The organism is Halobellus inordinatus, from assembly GCF_024498335.1.
GTDB lineage: Archaea > Halobacteriota > Halobacteria > Halobacteriales > Haloferacaceae > Haloquadratum > Haloquadratum inordinatus.
The window spans coordinates 1,025,203-1,041,298 of record NZ_CP101825.1; the positions used below are offsets into that span (position 1 = coordinate 1,025,203).

The window sequence follows — 16,096 nt, forward strand, 5'->3', positions numbered from 1 at the left end:
GGGTCGTGGCGGTTCTTCCCGCTGTGGACGTAACAACCCGAACACATTTTTTCAGGCCGACGCGGTCATAAATACTCGCCCGGTCCGGCAGAAGTCTTTTTCAGTGGGGAAGCCGACCCCCGAACGATGGCAACCGACGACGACGCGTCCGCCGCCGACTCCGAGTCGGACGGCGAGGACGCGTTGGAGGGGGGCGGGGACGCTTCGCCGTCGCCTCACGAGGGGGACATCGTCGATCGGACCGCCGACGACGCGGGGGAACTGTCAGTCGAGGAAGCTGGGGGGCTCCCGGCGACTGACGCCGCCGACGTTCCGGCGGAGGGATCTGACGACCAGGCTGCGCGCGACTCCGACGCGCAGGACCACAGTGGCGACGCGACCGAGGACGCCGCAGCCGGGCCGGCCGAGGACGGCCCGAAGGTCGCAGTCGGCGAGTACACCTGGGCGGACTTTCTCGACGAGTACGGCGTCGACGGCGACGTCACCACGCTCTATCAGGGCTACGACCCGCGCGAGGTAGACGACGGCGACGACGCCGAGAACGCCCGCTGGGACGACGGCGAGACCGTCGAGATCCCGACGCCGACGCGCGAGGAGTGGGACGACGTGAGCCTCGATCCCGAGGCGTACCTCGAGTTCCACCCCGTCGACACCGACGACGAGGTCGAGGCCGCAATCGCGGAAGCGGTCCGCATCTCAGCGGAGTTCGAGGCGTTCTGCGACCCGGAGACGACGCCCGTGGTCAAGGACGTCTGGATGTGGGAGCACTACAAGCGCGAGTACTACTACGAGGAAGACGGCTCGCGCCCGCGGGACGAAGACGGCGAAATCGAGCGGTTCGACGCCGAGGACGCGCTCGGCTTCGACCCCGAGGTGATGGAGAACGCGCTCGCTCGCGGCGGGCAGCGCGCCGCAGAGCTGAAAGACGTCGTCGACGAGCGCACGGTCGACGTCGACCCCGAGTTCGACGAGGACGCCTTCTTCACCGACGCGCGTGGGGCGACGACGGTCGCAAACCGCTACGATCTCGAAAAGGCGGTGCCGCTTTCGAAGAAGACGCACTTCCGCGAGGTCGAGCGCTACTGGGTCGACAAGCCGCACTCGTTCGTCATCATCTTCCACTCGACGAAGGAGAACGAGAAGAAGTACTACGTCGTCGAGCCCTACCAGAACCGGATCGAAGCCGACCTGGTGGAGTTTCTGACCGGCAAACTCCGAACGGCAATCAAGTACGACGACGAGAGCGTCGTCGGCGACGGTCCCGACACCCGCCGCCGCGTGATCGAACAGCAGGCGCTCGAACTCCTCGATCGCTACAACCTCTATCAGGTCCCCGACCGCCCACGACAAACCGGGCTCTCGATCCTTCCGTCGAATTCCACCGGCTCTACGGACGATGGGATGCTCTCGCAGTTCGACTTCGACCTCGGGGGAGCGTTCGGCAACGGTGACGCCGCGGCCCAATCTGCCGGATCCGGGTCGGCAGCGACCGCCTCCGAACGGCCGCTCGCGTCGATCGCGCGCTCGCTCGGCCTCGGTGAGGGCTCGCTCGGCGGCCGCCTCGACGGCCTGTTCGCCGAGTCGACGACGGCACACTCCGATCCCTCACTCGACGGGATCGCCGCGCGGCCCGAACCGGCCGTGCTCGAGGAGGACCCGACAGAGCTGACCGACTACCAGGTCGAGAAACTGCTGTACGTCCTCCGGCGGGACTTCATCGGCTACGAGCGGATCGACGGCATCAAACACGACGTGAACGTCGAGGACATCTCCTGTGACGGCTACAACTCCCCGGTGTTCGTCTATCACTCCGACTACGAGCAGATCATCACCAACGTCTACCACGAGGAGGAGGAACTCGACGACTTCGTCGTCAAACTCGCCCAGCGGTCGGGCAAGGGCATCTCGAAGCGCCGTCCGCAGGTCGACGCGACGCTCCCGGACGGCTCTCGCGCCCAACTGACGCTGGGTCGGGAGGTGTCCGACCACGGGACCAACTACACCATCCGCCAGTTCAAGGACGTCCCGTTCACGCCGATCGACCTCGTGAACTGGAAGACCTTCTCCTTAGAGGAGATGGCGTTCCTCTGGCTCTGCATCGAGAACGACAAGAGCCTGATCTTCGCCGGCGGGACTGCCTCGGGGAAGACGACGTCGCTGAACGCGGTGTCGCTTTTCATCCCCTCGAACTCCAAGATCGTCTCGATCGAGGACACCCGCGAGGTCGAACTGCCCCAGCGGAACTGGGTCGCCTCCGTCACGCGCCCGTCGTTCAGCGACGACGACCGCGGCGACGTCGACGAGTTCGACTTACTGGAAGCCGCGCTGCGACAGCGCCCCGACTACATCGTGATGGGCGAGATCCGCGGCGAGGAGGGGCGGACGCTCTTTCAGGTGATGTCGACGGGTCACACCACGTACACGACGTTCCACGCCGACAGCGTCGGTGAGGTCCTCAAGCGCTTCACGACCGATCCGATCAACGTCTCGAAGACGATGTTCACGGCGCTGGATCTCGTCTCGATCCAGACGTCGACCCGCGTCCACGGCGACAAGGTCCGACGGAACAAGTCGCTGACCGAGATCAACCACTACGACGCCGAGAACGACGAGATCAACGTCCAGGACGTCTACCAGTGGCAGGCCGAGGGCGATGAGTTCCTCAAGATGGGCTCGTCGAACACGCTCGAAGACGTCCGGTTCGACCGCGGGTGGACTAGAGAGCGACTCGACGAGGAACTGTTCAAGCGCCGCGTCGTCCTGGCGTACCTGATCGATCGCGGCCTCAACACGTACACGCAGGTCGCGGCGACGCTGCAGGCGTTCATCAACGATCAGGAGACGATCCTCGCGCTGATGGCGCGCGACGACCTCGAACGGAGCCTCGAAGACCTCCGCGAGATGGAGTCCGTCGAGATCGACGTCGACCCCGAGAAAGAGGAGATGGTCCCCCGACCCGATCCCGACGAGGACATCCGCGACCTCTGTCGCGACATCCTCGACCGTGCGGCGGAAGAACTCTGGCCGGACTACCAGGACCTCGAAGACGTCGACGTCGCGGATGCACTGGTCGACGTCGACGCCGCGCCGGACGTCACCGCCGACATCGGCGAGCATCCGGAACTCGACGCGCTCGACGAGCAGACCGACCAGCCCGCACTCGACTCGATTTCCGAATCGACGGAGGCGCTCGACGGCGACGACGGAGACACCGACGTCGATGGCGTCCTCGAAGGCGACACCGCCGCTGACGCGCTCCCAGATGCGGAACCGGTCTCCGACGACGAGCGCCTCGAAGACGACGAGCGGGCTGTCGGGGACGAGGAGACGGGTGACAGCGACGCAGCCCTCGGAGACGTCGATGCCGGGGACGACGGAGCTGCTGACCCGTTCGACGCCTTCGAGAGCGACTCGATCGACCAGAGTGGCGACGACGGCCCGGCCGGGACAGAGCGCTCGCGAGCGGATCCCCAGGAGACGGACGCGAACCAGTCCCGCGGGGAGTCCGACGAGTTCGGCATCGAGGACTTACTCGAGGAGGGCACAGCGGCTGCCGATGCGGACGCTGACGTCGACGGCGAGGAGATGTGGGACTTCAGCGAGTTCGAGGGCGTCGAGCCGAGCGACGAGACGGGAGATAATAACGCAGACGACAGCGCGCGCGCCCGAGGCGGTGATTCGGATGATTCGGGCGATAGACCGGGTGGCGGTGACGACGCCAACGAGACAGACGTGGAGGACGCAACCGGAGAGAACGATGCCGACGACCCCGAGGAGACGGGCACGGACGACCCCGAGGCGAACGGCGCCGCCGACACCGGGGAGACAGACGCGGACGACGAGACAGGAGGTGCGGACCGGTGAGTCTCGACGTCGGCGACGCCGAGGGGGAGGGACTCGACCGAAGTAACGACGCGCTCGGCGACATCTTCTACCCCGTCTTCCAGTTCCTCTTCGACGAGGACGGCGACTTCGTCAACGATGTCGGCACGAAACTGGAACAGGCGCGGATGCCGGCGACGGTGGAGTTGTATCTCTCCCACGCGATCGCCATCGGCGTCATCGCCGGGGCGTTCCTCTGGCTCCTCGGAACCTTCGTCGGGTGGGCGATTTTCGAGTTTGGGCTGATCTCGCCGGACGTCATCAGCATCGGCCTCCCTACCGGAGACGAAGCGACGGCCGCCGCGCTGGACGCGCTCACTGTGCCAGCGGTTACGATCGTCTCGGGTGTCGTCTTCGGCGCGATCGGGTTCGGTATCGGGTTCGGGAGCCTCGTCGCTGTCCCGTACTCGAAGGCTTCCGGACGGAAGCGCGAGATCAATATGCTGCTCCCCGACGCCATCTCGTTTATGTACGCTCTCTCGGTCGGGGGGCTGAACCAACTGGAGATTCTGGAGGCGATGGGCCGCGCCGACGACACCTACGGCGAGGTCGCAAAGGAGTTTCAGAGCATCGTCCGCGAGACCGAGTACTTCGGGACCGATTATCGAAACGCGATCCGCGATCAGGCGATGACGACGCCCTCAGAGGAACTCTCGCAGTTCCTGACGGATATGCTCTCGATCGTCAACTCCGGGGGTAATATGGAGCAGTTCCTCGACGACAAGAAAGAAAAGCACCTCCGGACGGCCAAACAGGAGCAAGAGACCGTCCTGGAGACGCTCGAACTCTTCGGCGAGATGTATATGACGCTCTCGCTGTTTCCGCTGCTTCTCATCATCATCCTCGTGATTATGAGTATGCTCGGGCAGGCCCAACAGAGCCTCCTGTACGGCACCGTCTACGGCCTCGTGCCGCTCACCGGCGTCGGCTTTCTCGTGCTCGTCTCGACTGTCAAACAGGACGAACCCGGCGACGGCTATCTCCAGCCCACAAACGGTTCGGATCGGCTCGAACAGGTGAACCGCGAGGGGCTGATTCATATGGGGCTGATCGAGAGCTTCGTCGGCGAGTTCCGCGTGTTCGACCACATTCGCTCACGGGAGGGCACGTACAAGACCGCGCAACTACTGCGGCGCCCGCACCTGTTCTTCCGCGATCACCCACTGTACACGCTCGTCGTGACCGTGCCCGCGGCGCTGGTGCTCCTCGGTATCGCCGTCGTCAACGGCGCTGCCCCACTCGCCTGGCAGGGAATGCTCGACAATCCCGTCTGGGGGACGTTCATCTGGTGGTACGTGCCGGTCTACGTCGTCGGGATTCCGCTCGCCGCCTTTCACTCCTGGAACGTGCGCTCGCGGAACGCCGTCATCGGGAAGCTTTCGGACAACCTCCGAAAACTCTCCAGCGCGAACGACACCGGACAGACGCTGCTCGAATCCGTCGAAACCGTCGCCTCGACCTCCTCTGGAAAGATCGCCGAGGAGTTCGAGATAATGCACGCGAAGGTGAACTACGGGATGAGCCTCCGCAGCGCGCTCGTCGAGTTCAACAACAAGTACCACATCCCGCGACTCGCGCGGACCGTCAAACTCATCTCGAAGGCACAGGAGGCGTCGAGTCAGATCACCGAAGTCCTGACAACCGCGGCGCAGGCCTCAGAGAACCAAGACGACATCGAGCGCGAGCGCAAATCCCGAACCCGGATGCAGGTGGCGATCATCCTGATGACGTATCTGACGCTGCTCGGGGTGATGGCCATCCTCAAGACGCAGTTCCTCGACGTGATGGCTGGACTGGCGTCGCAAGCGGGCTCGGGCGGGAGCAGTAACCTCTCCGGACAGGGGATGAACTTCGGGAGCGGCGTCGACACCGACCTGCTCTCGGTGCTCTTCTTCCACGCCGTCACGCTGCAGGCGGCACTCTCGGGATTCATCAGCGGCTACATTCGCGACGCCGAGATCGTCTCTGGGGTGAAGTTCGTCGTCATCTTGCAAACGATCGCGCTCGTCGTCTGGATGGTGGTCGGATGACGCTGCGCAGATCGAGCGTGAGCGACGACGCGCGTGCTGAGACGCGCGCACAGACGACGATCGACTTCGCGATCGGCGTGAGTCTCTTCTTGCTCGTCGTCGCGGTCGTGGTCGCGTTCGTCCCGACGATCTTCGCGCCGTTTCAGGGCGTCGACGGCTCCCAGACGGCTGATCGCCTCTCGACATCACTCTCGACGGATCGACTGGGGCAGCCGTCCGAGCCGTACGTTCTGAACGCGACGTGCACGAACGCGTTCTTCGAGCAGGTCTCGACCGGCACGGACGCGCCGACCTCCTGTCGGTTCAATACGACTGCCGATACGGCACGGACGGCCTTTGCGCTCCCCGAGTCACGGTCGGTCAACGTCTCGATTCGCACGCTCGACGGCGCGGTCGCGACCGGAGCCGACGGCGACCCGCTCACGGCCGGGCCGTCAGTCCCGCAGACGACCTCTGTCACGTCTGCGCGGCGCGCGGTCTCGTTCGAGGGCGACACGCACAGACTACTCGTGAGGACGTGGTGATGGACCGCGCACAGGCCCATACGCTCGAAGCGATCACGGCGGCGATGATCCTCGTCTCCAGTCTCGTCTTCGCGCTCCAGGTGACGGCCGTGACGCCGCTGACCGGCAGCACGTCCAGCCAGCACATCGAGAACCAACAGGCCGCCGTCGCCGAGGGCGTCCTCGCGTCGGCCGACGAGGAGGGGACGTTGCTGCCGACGCTGCTGTACTGGAACGAGTCGGCCGGAACCTGGCACGGAGCGACCGACGACGGCTACGTTCGGAGCGGTCCGCCGACCGCCTTCGGATCCGTCCTCAACGAGACGTTTCTGGATCGCGGAATCGCCTTTGACCTGACGCTGTACTATATCGACGACGACGGCGAGCGCCAGCCGCAACCGATCGTCGATCTCGGTCAGCCGAGCGATCACGCCTCGAGCGCGCGCCGGCTCGTCACCCTCTCGGACGACGACCACCTACGCGACCCCGACGGGTCGGTCTCTTCGACGACGCTCTCGAACGCCTCCTACCCTGTCGACGACGCGGACCCGACGCAACAACTGTACACGGTCGTGGAGGTGGAGCTCGTCGTATGGCGGATCTGAGGCGGCAGTCAGGCGGGCGGAGCTCCGAGCGTCCCTCGGAGCGTGTGGACCGCGCTCAACTCCTCCTCGTGGGCGCGCTCGCCCTCGCGGTCCTGTTCGTCGCGCTCGCGCTGCTTTTGAACACTGCCATCTACACCGGGAACTTGGCAACCCGCGAGGCTGGCGTCGACTCCGCTGGCGCGATCGAGTACGCCTCAAAAGCGCGGACGGCGGGTGAGGACGCGATCCGATCGGTGAACTACCGTAACAACTCCTCGCACTCGGCGCTGAACACCTCGCTCCGGTCGACGCTGCGGATCTGGGACGACGCCGCGGCACAGCATCGCGCGGTCGTCGGTGACGGTGCTGACGTCGATCTCGTCGGTGCCACGAACGGCACGCGGATCCAGCAGGACGACGTCACACAGAAATTCACGACCGCGGGCGGCGTAGCAAACTGGACCGTTGCGTCCGACCCCGACCTCTCGGGGCTCCGCTCGCTGCGTCTGACCGTCGACGAGACCACTCTCGCGAGCGGTCCCAGCGACGACGCGTTCCACCTGAACGTCGCCTCGGACGCGGGGACTCGGAACATCTCTGTCTACGACGACAGTGGGCCGACGGTGGAGGTCTCAGAGAACGGGTCTGTCGTCGACACCTGCTCGCCCGGTTCGTTCTCCGGCGACACGTTCCGGATCGACGTCGCGAACGCGTCCGTCGGCGGGTCGCCGTGCCCGAACCTTTCGGTCGTCGACGACGTCGGTGACGACCTCGAAATCGCGTACACCAACGGCGACGAAGCGGGCGGACGGTACACGATGGTCGTCGACGAGCCCGGGGTCGGCCCCGCGTCTAGCGACCCCTACTCGACGCCCGCCATCTACGCGGCAGACCTCCACGTCACGTACCGGACGCCGAAACTCGACTACGAGGCGCGAATCGAGGTGGTCCCCGAATGACGTCTTCCTGCGACCGCGCGGTCTCGATCACGGTGAACTACGTCATCGCGCTGGGGATCACCGCCGTCCTGATCTCGGGGCTGCTCGTCGGCGCAGGCGGGTACGTCGAAAACCAGCGCGAACAGGTCGTCCGCGAAGAACTCGACGTCGTCGCCGAGCAACTCGCTGCGGGGATCGCCGACGCCGATCGGCTGTCGGAGTCGCAGGCGCGCTCGCGCTCCGTCCGTGTCGGCGTCGACCTCCCCGAGCGCGTGGCCGGTGAGTCCTATCGAATCTACGTCAGGCAAGTCTCAGACCCGGCCGACCAGCCGGCGAGACACGAACTGACGCTGCGGCCGTCTCGATCTGACGTGAGCGTCACGCTTACTGTCTCGACGACGGTAGGTATCGAAGACGGATCGGTCACCGGGGGGTGGACGGCCGTTCGACTCGACACGAGCGGTCCGGACCCGACGCTCGTGGTCGCCGACGGCGACGCCGAGGCGTCGCTATCGCTCACCGGGCCGACAGAGGGGGCTCTCGAAGGATGAATCACCGCGCGCAGTCGTCGAACATCGGACTCGTATTGCTCCTCGCGCTGACGATCACCAGCGCTGGCGTCGTCGTCGCCATCGGTTCCTCGGCGCTGGCCGACGTGCAACAGGAAGCGACGGCCGACCGAGCGGCACACGCGATGACGCTTCTGGACGCCCGCACTGCCGTCGTTGGACTCGGAGAAGGATCCGTGCAGACGGTCCAACTCGGGCGCTCCGGCGGGGGTCAGTATTCCTCCGAGTCCGAGAGCGGGTGGCTCCGTATTCGGCATCGCAACTACACCGACAACGAGACCGAGACGATCTACAACGCGTCGCTCGGATCGGTCACCTACCAGACCGCCGAGACGGAGATCGCCTATCAGGGCGGCGGCGTCTGGCGGTACCGCGACGGCGGCACGACGATGGTGTCGCCCCCGGAGTTCCACTATCGGGATCAGACGCTCACCTTGCCGGTCATCCGCGTTCGGTCGAGTGACACTGTGACCGGGAACGCGCGAGCGACCGTCCGTCGTTCGGCATCGACCACCCGTATATTCCCGAACGAGACGGCGGCGACCGACGACGGCGTCGGCGCGCCGTACGATGAGGACGTGGACGGGGCGACACAACAGTATCACAACCCGGTACGCAGTGGCACCGTCGCGGTGACTGTCCACAGTCGGTTCTACGAGGGTTGGGCGGAGTACTTCCGCACGCGAACGACTGGCAACGTCTCCACCGACGATGGCAACCGGACCGCGACGGTCGTCCTCGAGACGGCCGGGGCAGTGGGCGTCTTCCCGTATCCCGAAAAAGACGGCAGCGTGGCCATACGCGGGATCGCAGACGGGCACGCCGTCACGAATTTCCAGACGTCGATCAAAAAGGACCACGGGACGTTCAACAACCTCTACGCCTCGTTCTACATCGAAGACGGCGACAAGGCCTACGAAGTTGCCATCGAGGTCCCGAACGGGATCGGCAACAACTACTGCAACGGCGGTGCGTCCACCGAGCAGTTGGTGATGGACGTCTACTACGACGACGCCTCGACGTCCGAAGACGTTCACCGCTGGTCGAACGATAGCATCCCGTCGGACTCCGGCCCGGTGCAACTCGCCTGTGAGGGCGGTGACACGGTGATCGACGTCGACTTCACGAGTTCCGCACAGAACTTCACGTACGGATCGAGCAACGTCGGCCACGACACTGCGATCGACTGGGACGCCCGCGACGATGGGGGCAGCGTGGACCCGGTTTCGTTCAATCACACCGGCGACGACGGGGAGAACACGACGTACTACGACGGCGACGAACAGACGCTCCGAATCCTCACGCGCCACTACTTCGCGACCTTCGACGGGGAGTTCAAACTCCACGTCGACCACGGCCCCGGTGACCGCGGGACGACCCAGATCGACCAGAGCGCGTCAGGAGGCGTCCTCCGGTACGACACGACCGACGCCTCGTCGTACATCACGTATCTCCACGTCACGCAGAACAACGTCACGATCGACCTGAACTGATCCGGGTCGGTCAGTACGACTGTCCGTTCCCGTCTTCATTCGAAGGCTGTCGTCACGCGCACCCAGATGACCGTGACACGGTCAACATCGTTGACTGTACACGAGACGCGTCCGGGGGTGTCCGGCGCCGGTTCGCTGATCTCCGTGCACGCGAAGCCGGCGGACTCGTAGTGCCGCCCCCACGCGTCCGTGTACGGTGTCGTGACGTTCACGCGAACCATCTCGTGATTGACCGACTCGTTGTCGTAGAAGAGCCGCGACCGGGTCGCGGCCATCCGAACCCGAACCGTCTGTGACCCGCCGGTGACAGCCGATCCGACGTGCTCCTGTCTGATCAGTGTGAGCTGAATGTGGTCGTCGTCGACGATGAGCGGCGGCCCACGGACGACTGCCGACCCGCTGCGCTCGCTGTCCCGGAGCACTGCGCCGTTGCTGAGCCGGATCTCTCCGCCGGCCTCGACGTCGTAGACGATCGGTGACAGCGCGTACTCCCAGTACGTCGGTGACGCACCGTCCGGATCGACAGTCACGTTCATCGAGGCGTCGTCGACCGAGCGGAGCGTCGCCTCCGAGAGCTTCACTTCCGTCCCTCTGCTCGGTGCGCCCTCGGTGATATCCCGGAGGTTGTCCGCGAGGACGTCGAAGGCGCGCTGGGCGTTCTCGACGCGCTCTGCGTCCCGCGCCGTTTCGAGTTCCGAGACGCCGACGGCGTAGACTGTCCCCACGGACGCGACGACGAGTGCGAAGACGAGCACGAAACTGACTGTCTCGCTCACAGCGCGTTCGTCGCCGTTCATACGGGCCGCTTTCGCCGTCGCAACATTAAGTGTGCCGTCGAGTGGCCCGCCGCTGTGCGTCTCGTTGTTGTGCGCGTTTCGTTGTGGCGTGCGTCTCGCTGCGGCGTGCGTTTATATCGGATGACGGCCCCACGACCGCCGTGACGTAAGCTCCGCCTCGCGTCGGGCCGCGGTCGTTCAGCACGTCGGCGCGAGGTCCCCCGTTCTCCGGGGTGCGACTGTGCCGACTGTTCGCCACTCTCGTCATTCAAAAAAGACGGCCGAGACGACCGAGACGACCCGATCAGTCGTCGCTGGTTTGTGCGAGCGCGTCGCCGTCCTCCGCGGCGGTCGCGGCCGCGGCGGGCGGCAGTTCCTTTCGGACGTCGTCGCGGGCGCGCTCCTCGATGACCTCGGCGTAGGCGTCGGGCATCACCTTCACGAAGTCGGTGACGACCTCGCCCCAGTCGTCGAGCATCCACGCCGCGCGGTCGCTGTCGGTGTAGGTCGCGTGGTTCTCCACCAGGCGACGGAGCATCTGGCGGTCGGAGTCGTCGAGGCTGTCTTCGAGCGAGACCATTCCGGTGTTCGTCTTCGCGGCGAACTCGTCGTCGGGATCGTAGACGTAGGCCACGCCGCCGGACATCCCCGCGGCGAAGTTGCGTCCGGTGTCGCCGAGCACGGCTACGACGCCGCCGGTCATATACTCACAGCCGTGGTCGCCGACGCCCTCGACGACGGCTTTCACGCCGGAGTTGCGGACGGCGAAGCGCTCGCCAGCGACGCCGTTGACGTACAGTTCACCTTCCGTCGCACCGTAGAGCGCGACGTTGCCGATGAGGACGTTCTCGTCAGGCTCGTAGGCGGCGTTGTCGGGCGTCTCGACGATGATCTTCCCGCCGGAGAGCCCCTTGCCGACGTAGTCGTTCGCGGCGCCGGTGAGATCCATCGTCACGCCGTTGGCGAGGAACGCGCCGAAGGACTGGCCGGCGACGCCGTCGAACGTGCAGTGGATGGTATCGTCCGGGAGGCCGTCGCCGCCGTACGCCGCGGAGATCCGATTCGAGAGCATCGCGCCGACCGCGCGGTCGACATTCGAGATCTCCTCGTCGAGTGCGATCGGCTCGCCCTCTTCGAGCGCGGGGCCGGCCCGCCGGATGAGGTCGTGATCGAGTTGGGTCTCGACGCCCTCGTGGACCTGATCTTCGGTCTTCTGGCGCGCGTCGCCGGACGGTTCCGCGATGACGTCCGATAGATCGAGGTGCTTGGCCTTCTCGTGGTCGGTCTCGCGCTGGGTGAGAAGCGACGGTCGGCCGATCATCTCCTCGAGCGAGCGGAAGCCGAGGTCGGCCATAATCTCGCGCAGTTCCTGCGCGATGAACGTCATATAGTTGATGACGTGACCCGGCTGGCCGGGGAAGCGCTGGCGCAGGTTCTCGCGCTGGGTGGCGACGCCGACCGGACAGGTGTTCTCGTGGCACTGCCGAGCCATCACACAGCCGGACGTGACGAGCGAGGCCGTCCCGAAGATGTACTCTTCGCCGCCGAGCAGCGCCGCGACGGCGACGTCGCGGCCGGTCTTCATCCCCCCGTCGACGCTGACGCGGATTCGCGAACGCAGGTCCGTCGCCCGCAGCATCTGGTTGGCCTCCGCGAGGCCGAGTTCCCACGGGAGGCCCGCGTTCTTGATCGACGTCTTCGGCGACGCGCCTGTCCCGCCGTCGTGACCCGAGATGTGTACTACGTCGGCGTTGGCCTTCGCGACGCCGGCCGCAATCGTGCCGATGCCGGCCTCCGAGACGAGTTTCACGTTGATGTCGGCGTCGGGATTGGCGGTCTTCAGGTCGTGGATGAGTTGCTTGAGGTCCTCGATCGAGTAGATGTCGTGCAGCGGTGGCGGCGAGATGAGGCCGACGCCGGGCGTCGCGAACCGCACGTGCGCGATCATCTCGTTGACCTTCTTGCCGGGCAGGTGCCCGCCCTCGCCGGGCTTCGAGCCCTGCGCCATCTTGATCTGGATCTCGTCGGCGCTCGTGAGGTACTCGGAGGTGACGCCGAAGCGGCCCGAAGCGACCTGCTTGACGTTGCACTCCTTCTCGGTGCCGAACCGCTCCGGCGGTTCACCGCCCTCGCCGGAGTTCGATTTGCCGCCGAGGCGGTTCATCGCGATCGAGTTGTTCTCGTGGGCCTCCGGCGAGAGGCTCCCCAGCGACATCGCGGCCGTCGAAAAGCGGGTGACGATGTCCTCGACGGGTTCGACCTCCTCGATCGGCACCGATTCGCGGTCGGAGTCGAACTCGAGCAGGCCGCGGAGGGTCTGGAGTTCCTCGGTCTGGTCGTTGATGAGTTCTGCGAACTCCTGGTACTTCTCGTAGTTGCCCGAGCGGACCGCCTGCTGGAGCGTGCCGACGGTCTGGGGGTTCCACTGGTGGTGGATGCCGTCCGAGCGGTGTTCGTACTCGCCCTGCCGGTCGAGTTCGGGATCGTTCCCGTACGCGACGGTGTGTCGCGTCTGAACGTCCTCCTCGATGACGTCGATACCGATGCCCTCGGTGCGGATCTCCGTGCCCTCGAAGTACTCGGCGACGAAGCCCGAATCGAGGCCGACGGCCTCGAAGATCTGCGCGCCCTGGTAGGACTCGACCGTCGAGATGCCCATCTTGGCCATCGTCTTCAGGAGGCCGTCTTCGAGGGCCTTCTTGTACGCTGCGATGGCTTCGCTCTCGTCGGCGCCGTCGGGACCGGCGACGACGTCGGCGATCGTCTGGTAGGCGAGGTAGGGGTTCACTGCATCCGCACCGTAGCCGACGAGCGTCGCGACGTGGTGCACCTCGCGGGGGTCGCCGGACTCGACGACGAGGCCGGCGTGGTTCCGGTGGCCGTTCCGGACGAGACAGTGATGGACCGCGCCCGTCGCGAGCAGACTCGGGACCGCGACGCGGTCGGGTCCGAGGTTCCGATCCGAGAGCACGACGACGTCGGCACCCGCTTCGATGGCATCGACGGCGTCGTCGCGGACGCGCTCGACCGCCGCTTCGAGCGAGCGCTCGGGGTCGTAGGTGATATCGACGATCGTCGTAGACATCGAATCGGCGTCTTCACCGAGCGACTTGATGCTCGCCGTCTGCGCGTCGGTCAGGACGGGGGAGTCGAGAACGAGCTGTCGCGCGTGCTCGGGCGTCTCGTCGAGTAGGTTGCGCTGGGCACCGAGCCGCGATTCCAGCGAGGTGACGAGTTCCTCGCGGATGTAGTCGAGCGGCGGGTTCGTCACCTGCGCGAACAGTTGCTTGAAGTACGTGAACAGCGGACGGTTGAAATCTGAGAGGACCGACAGCGGCGTGTCGTCGCCCATCGAGCCGACCGGGTCCTTGCCCTCTTTGGCCATCGGTTCGATGAGGTGGCTCAGTTGGTCGTGGGTGTAGCCGAACGCCGCCTGCGCCGCGCGGAGGTGGTCGACGTTCTCTCGCGGCGTGTAGTCGTCGACGTCGGCGAGTTCGTCGAGTTGCTGCTGTTCGTCGTCGACCCACTCGCCGTACTTCTCGTCGGTGAGGGACTCGAAGACCTCCTCGTCGGGGATGACGCGGCCCTCCTCGGGATCGGCGACGAACAGCTGTCCCGGCTGGAGTCGACCGCGCTCGCGAATCTCGCTGGGGTCGGTGTCGAGTGCGCCGACCTCGCTGGCCATCACGAGCGTGTCGTCGGTCGTGACGTCGTACCGGCACGGACGGAGGCCGTTTCGGTCGAGGACGGCTGCGACGCGGTCGCCGTCGGTGGCTGCGACGAGCGCGGGGCCGTCCCACGGCTCGATCAGCGAGGCGTGGTAGTCGTACCACTCGCGGCGTTCCTCGGTCATCTGGTCGTCGCCGCGGTACGCCTCGGGGATGAGCATCCGGAGGACGTGCGGGAGGTCCCGACCGCCCTGTAGGAGCAGTTCGACCGCGTTGTCGACGGAGGCCGTGTCGGACTGATCCGGATCGTTGATGATCGGCTTCAGCGTTTCGAGGTCCTCGCCGAAGTCCGGATGTTCGAGGTCGGTCTCGCGGCTCCGCATCCAGTTGATGTTGCCCTGGATCGTGTTGATCTCGCCGTTGTGGACGATGTGGCGGTAGGGGTGTGCGAGGTGCCACGCACCCAGCGTGTTCGTCGAGAAGCGCGCGTGGACGAGCGTCAGCGTCGATCGGAGCCGCTCGTCGTCGAGGTCCGGGTAGTAATCGGCGAGTTGCTCGCCTTTCAGCAGCCCCTTGTAGACCAGCGTCTTCTGCGAGAGCGAGCAGATGTAGAAGCGAGCCGCACCTTCGGATTCGAGTTCCTCGACCTCGTTCTCGACATCGCGCCGTGCGACGTACAGTGCGCGGTCGAAGGCCTCGGCGTCGAGGTCGTCTTCGGGTGCAACGAACACTTGCCAGACGTCAGGCTCGGAGTCGAGTGCGGTCGCGCCGAGATCAGAGTTGTCGGTGGGGACGTCGCGCCAGTGGAGTACGTCGAGTCCGTGCGCATCGAGCACGCGCTCGAAGATGGCGATGAGACCTTCGCGCGCGGCCCCGTCTTGCGGCATAAAGAGCGATCCGACCGCGTACTCGTCGGGGAGATCGGCGTCGACGACGGCGTCGAAGAACTCGTCGGGGCGCTGGATCATAATCCCGGCCCCGTCGCCGGTGTTCTCCTCGGCTCCGGTCGTCCCGCGGTGTTCGAGATTCTCTAGCAGTTCGATCCCATCGGCGACCGTTTCGTGGGATCGGCCGCCGTCGAGGTCGATAACGGCACCTACGCCGCAGTTCGACCGCTCGTCCGACGGGTCCGCGAGCCCGCAGGACTCGCCAGTCGTGTGTCTCTGTGGCTTGGTCATATGTCCCCCTTGACTTGCCCCCTAAAGGGCCTTCTCCTGAAAGCATAAGGGTTCACTAACCACATATAAGGTTATTAGTATAATACAAATCCGAGTGAATAATAGTTCGACGCCCGACGAACTACATCGACGAGGACGCGACATCCGGCGAGACGCGGTGGTCGTCCGTTCTCCGAGTGGTTCGGCTGCTGTCTGTTTCCTGTCAGTGAACACGAACCGCGCGCCACTATGGTCGCTCTCCAGCAGCTACGGTAGTCGGACACTGTCGGTTTGGATTTGGCCGCATCTACACTGTACTGATACCGACTCCGCTATCGGTGAGAGGAGCGTCGAAACCCCAGTACTGCACGGCGACGAGACGGGGCACAGTACGGTTCTCCTGTGGCGGTTATCCTCCGCGTAAGTCGTCGATAACCACGTCGCTACTGTGCGGGTTGGTGTGGTAGCACCGGCATTACAATTGGCCCCTTGACAG

At 65.4% G+C, this 16,096-nt stretch carries 9 protein-coding genes; 7 read left to right on the forward strand and 2 right to left on the reverse strand.

Annotated elements, in window-relative coordinates:
- Nucleotides 1–126: 126 nt before the first annotated feature.
- Genes NO362_RS05265 through NO362_RS05295 form a run of 7 tightly spaced genes read left to right on the forward strand, consistent with a single transcriptional unit; the run spans nt 127 to nt 9,999 of the window.
- Nucleotides 127–3,864 (forward strand): ATPase, T2SS/T4P/T4SS family, encoded by a 3,738-nt coding sequence (locus tag NO362_RS05265; protein WP_256546383.1) that lies wholly within the window; start codon nt 127–129, stop codon nt 3,862–3,864.
- On the forward strand, nt 3,861–5,912 hold the full coding sequence (locus NO362_RS05270; protein WP_256546384.1) for a type II secretion system F family protein: 2,052 nt from the start codon (nt 3,861–3,863) through the stop codon (nt 5,910–5,912). Before NO362_RS05265 ends, NO362_RS05270 begins: the two co-directional genes overlap by 4 nt.
- Nucleotides 5,909–6,436, forward strand: coding sequence for a DUF7287 family protein (locus NO362_RS05275; RefSeq protein WP_256546385.1), 528 nt, complete (start codon nt 5,909–5,911; stop codon nt 6,434–6,436). Before NO362_RS05270 ends, NO362_RS05275 begins: the two co-directional genes overlap by 4 nt.
- Nucleotides 6,436–7,020, forward strand: a complete 585-nt coding sequence (locus tag NO362_RS05280; protein ID WP_256287778.1) for a DUF7288 family protein — start codon at nt 6,436–6,438, stop codon at nt 7,018–7,020. The genes NO362_RS05275 and NO362_RS05280 overlap by 1 nt, the downstream gene beginning before the upstream one ends.
- Nucleotides 7,008–7,958: a hypothetical protein gene (locus tag NO362_RS05285; RefSeq protein WP_256546386.1), complete on the forward strand. Its 951-nt coding sequence runs from the start codon at nt 7,008–7,010 to the stop codon at nt 7,956–7,958. The genes NO362_RS05280 and NO362_RS05285 overlap by 13 nt, the downstream gene beginning before the upstream one ends.
- Complete coding sequence (locus tag NO362_RS05290; protein ID WP_256546387.1) at nt 7,955–8,488, forward strand: DUF7266 family protein; 534 nt, start codon at nt 7,955–7,957, stop codon at nt 8,486–8,488. Before NO362_RS05285 ends, NO362_RS05290 begins: the two co-directional genes overlap by 4 nt.
- Complete coding sequence (locus NO362_RS05295; protein WP_256546388.1) at nt 8,485–9,999, forward strand: DUF7289 family protein; 1,515 nt, start codon at nt 8,485–8,487, stop codon at nt 9,997–9,999. The genes NO362_RS05290 and NO362_RS05295 overlap by 4 nt, the downstream gene beginning before the upstream one ends.
- Before the next feature lie 35 nt (nt 10,000–10,034).
- Here the strand turns inward: NO362_RS05295 and NO362_RS05300 are convergent, their stop codons facing one another.
- Both NO362_RS05300 and gltB read right to left on the reverse strand, forming a co-directional pair.
- Nucleotides 10,035–10,796, reverse strand: coding sequence for a DUF7289 family protein (locus NO362_RS05300; RefSeq protein ID WP_256546389.1), 762 nt, complete (start codon nt 10,794–10,796; stop codon nt 10,035–10,037).
- A gap of 283 nt (nt 10,797–11,079) precedes the next feature.
- Nucleotides 11,080–15,621: a glutamate synthase large subunit gene (gltB, locus tag NO362_RS05305; RefSeq protein WP_256546390.1), complete on the reverse strand. Its 4,542-nt coding sequence runs from the start codon at nt 15,619–15,621 to the stop codon at nt 11,080–11,082.
- Nucleotides 15,622–16,096 lie beyond the last annotated feature (475 nt).

Excerpts from the sequence above, each read along its gene's own strand:
- NO362_RS05265 (WP_256546383.1), top strand. The coding sequence starts at position 127 with ATGGCAACCGACGACGACGCGTCCGCCGCCGACTCCGAGTCGGACGGC.
- NO362_RS05275 (WP_256546385.1), top strand. The coding sequence starts at position 5,909 with ATGACGCTGCGCAGATCGAGCGTGAGCGACGACGCGCGTGCTGAGACG.
- NO362_RS05280 (WP_256287778.1), top strand. The coding sequence starts at position 6,436 with ATGGACCGCGCACAGGCCCATACGCTCGAAGCGATCACGGCGGCGATG.
- NO362_RS05285 (WP_256546386.1), top strand. The coding sequence starts at position 7,008 with ATGGCGGATCTGAGGCGGCAGTCAGGCGGGCGGAGCTCCGAGCGTCCC.
- NO362_RS05290 (WP_256546387.1), top strand. The coding sequence starts at position 7,955 with ATGACGTCTTCCTGCGACCGCGCGGTCTCGATCACGGTGAACTACGTC.
- NO362_RS05295 (WP_256546388.1), top strand. The coding sequence starts at position 8,485 with ATGAATCACCGCGCGCAGTCGTCGAACATCGGACTCGTATTGCTCCTC.
- NO362_RS05300 (WP_256546389.1), bottom strand. The coding sequence starts at position 10,796 with ATGAACGGCGACGAACGCGCTGTGAGCGAGACAGTCAGTTTCGTGCTC.
- gltB (WP_256546390.1), bottom strand. The coding sequence starts at position 15,621 with ATGACCAAGCCACAGAGACACACGACTGGCGAGTCCTGCGGGCTCGCG.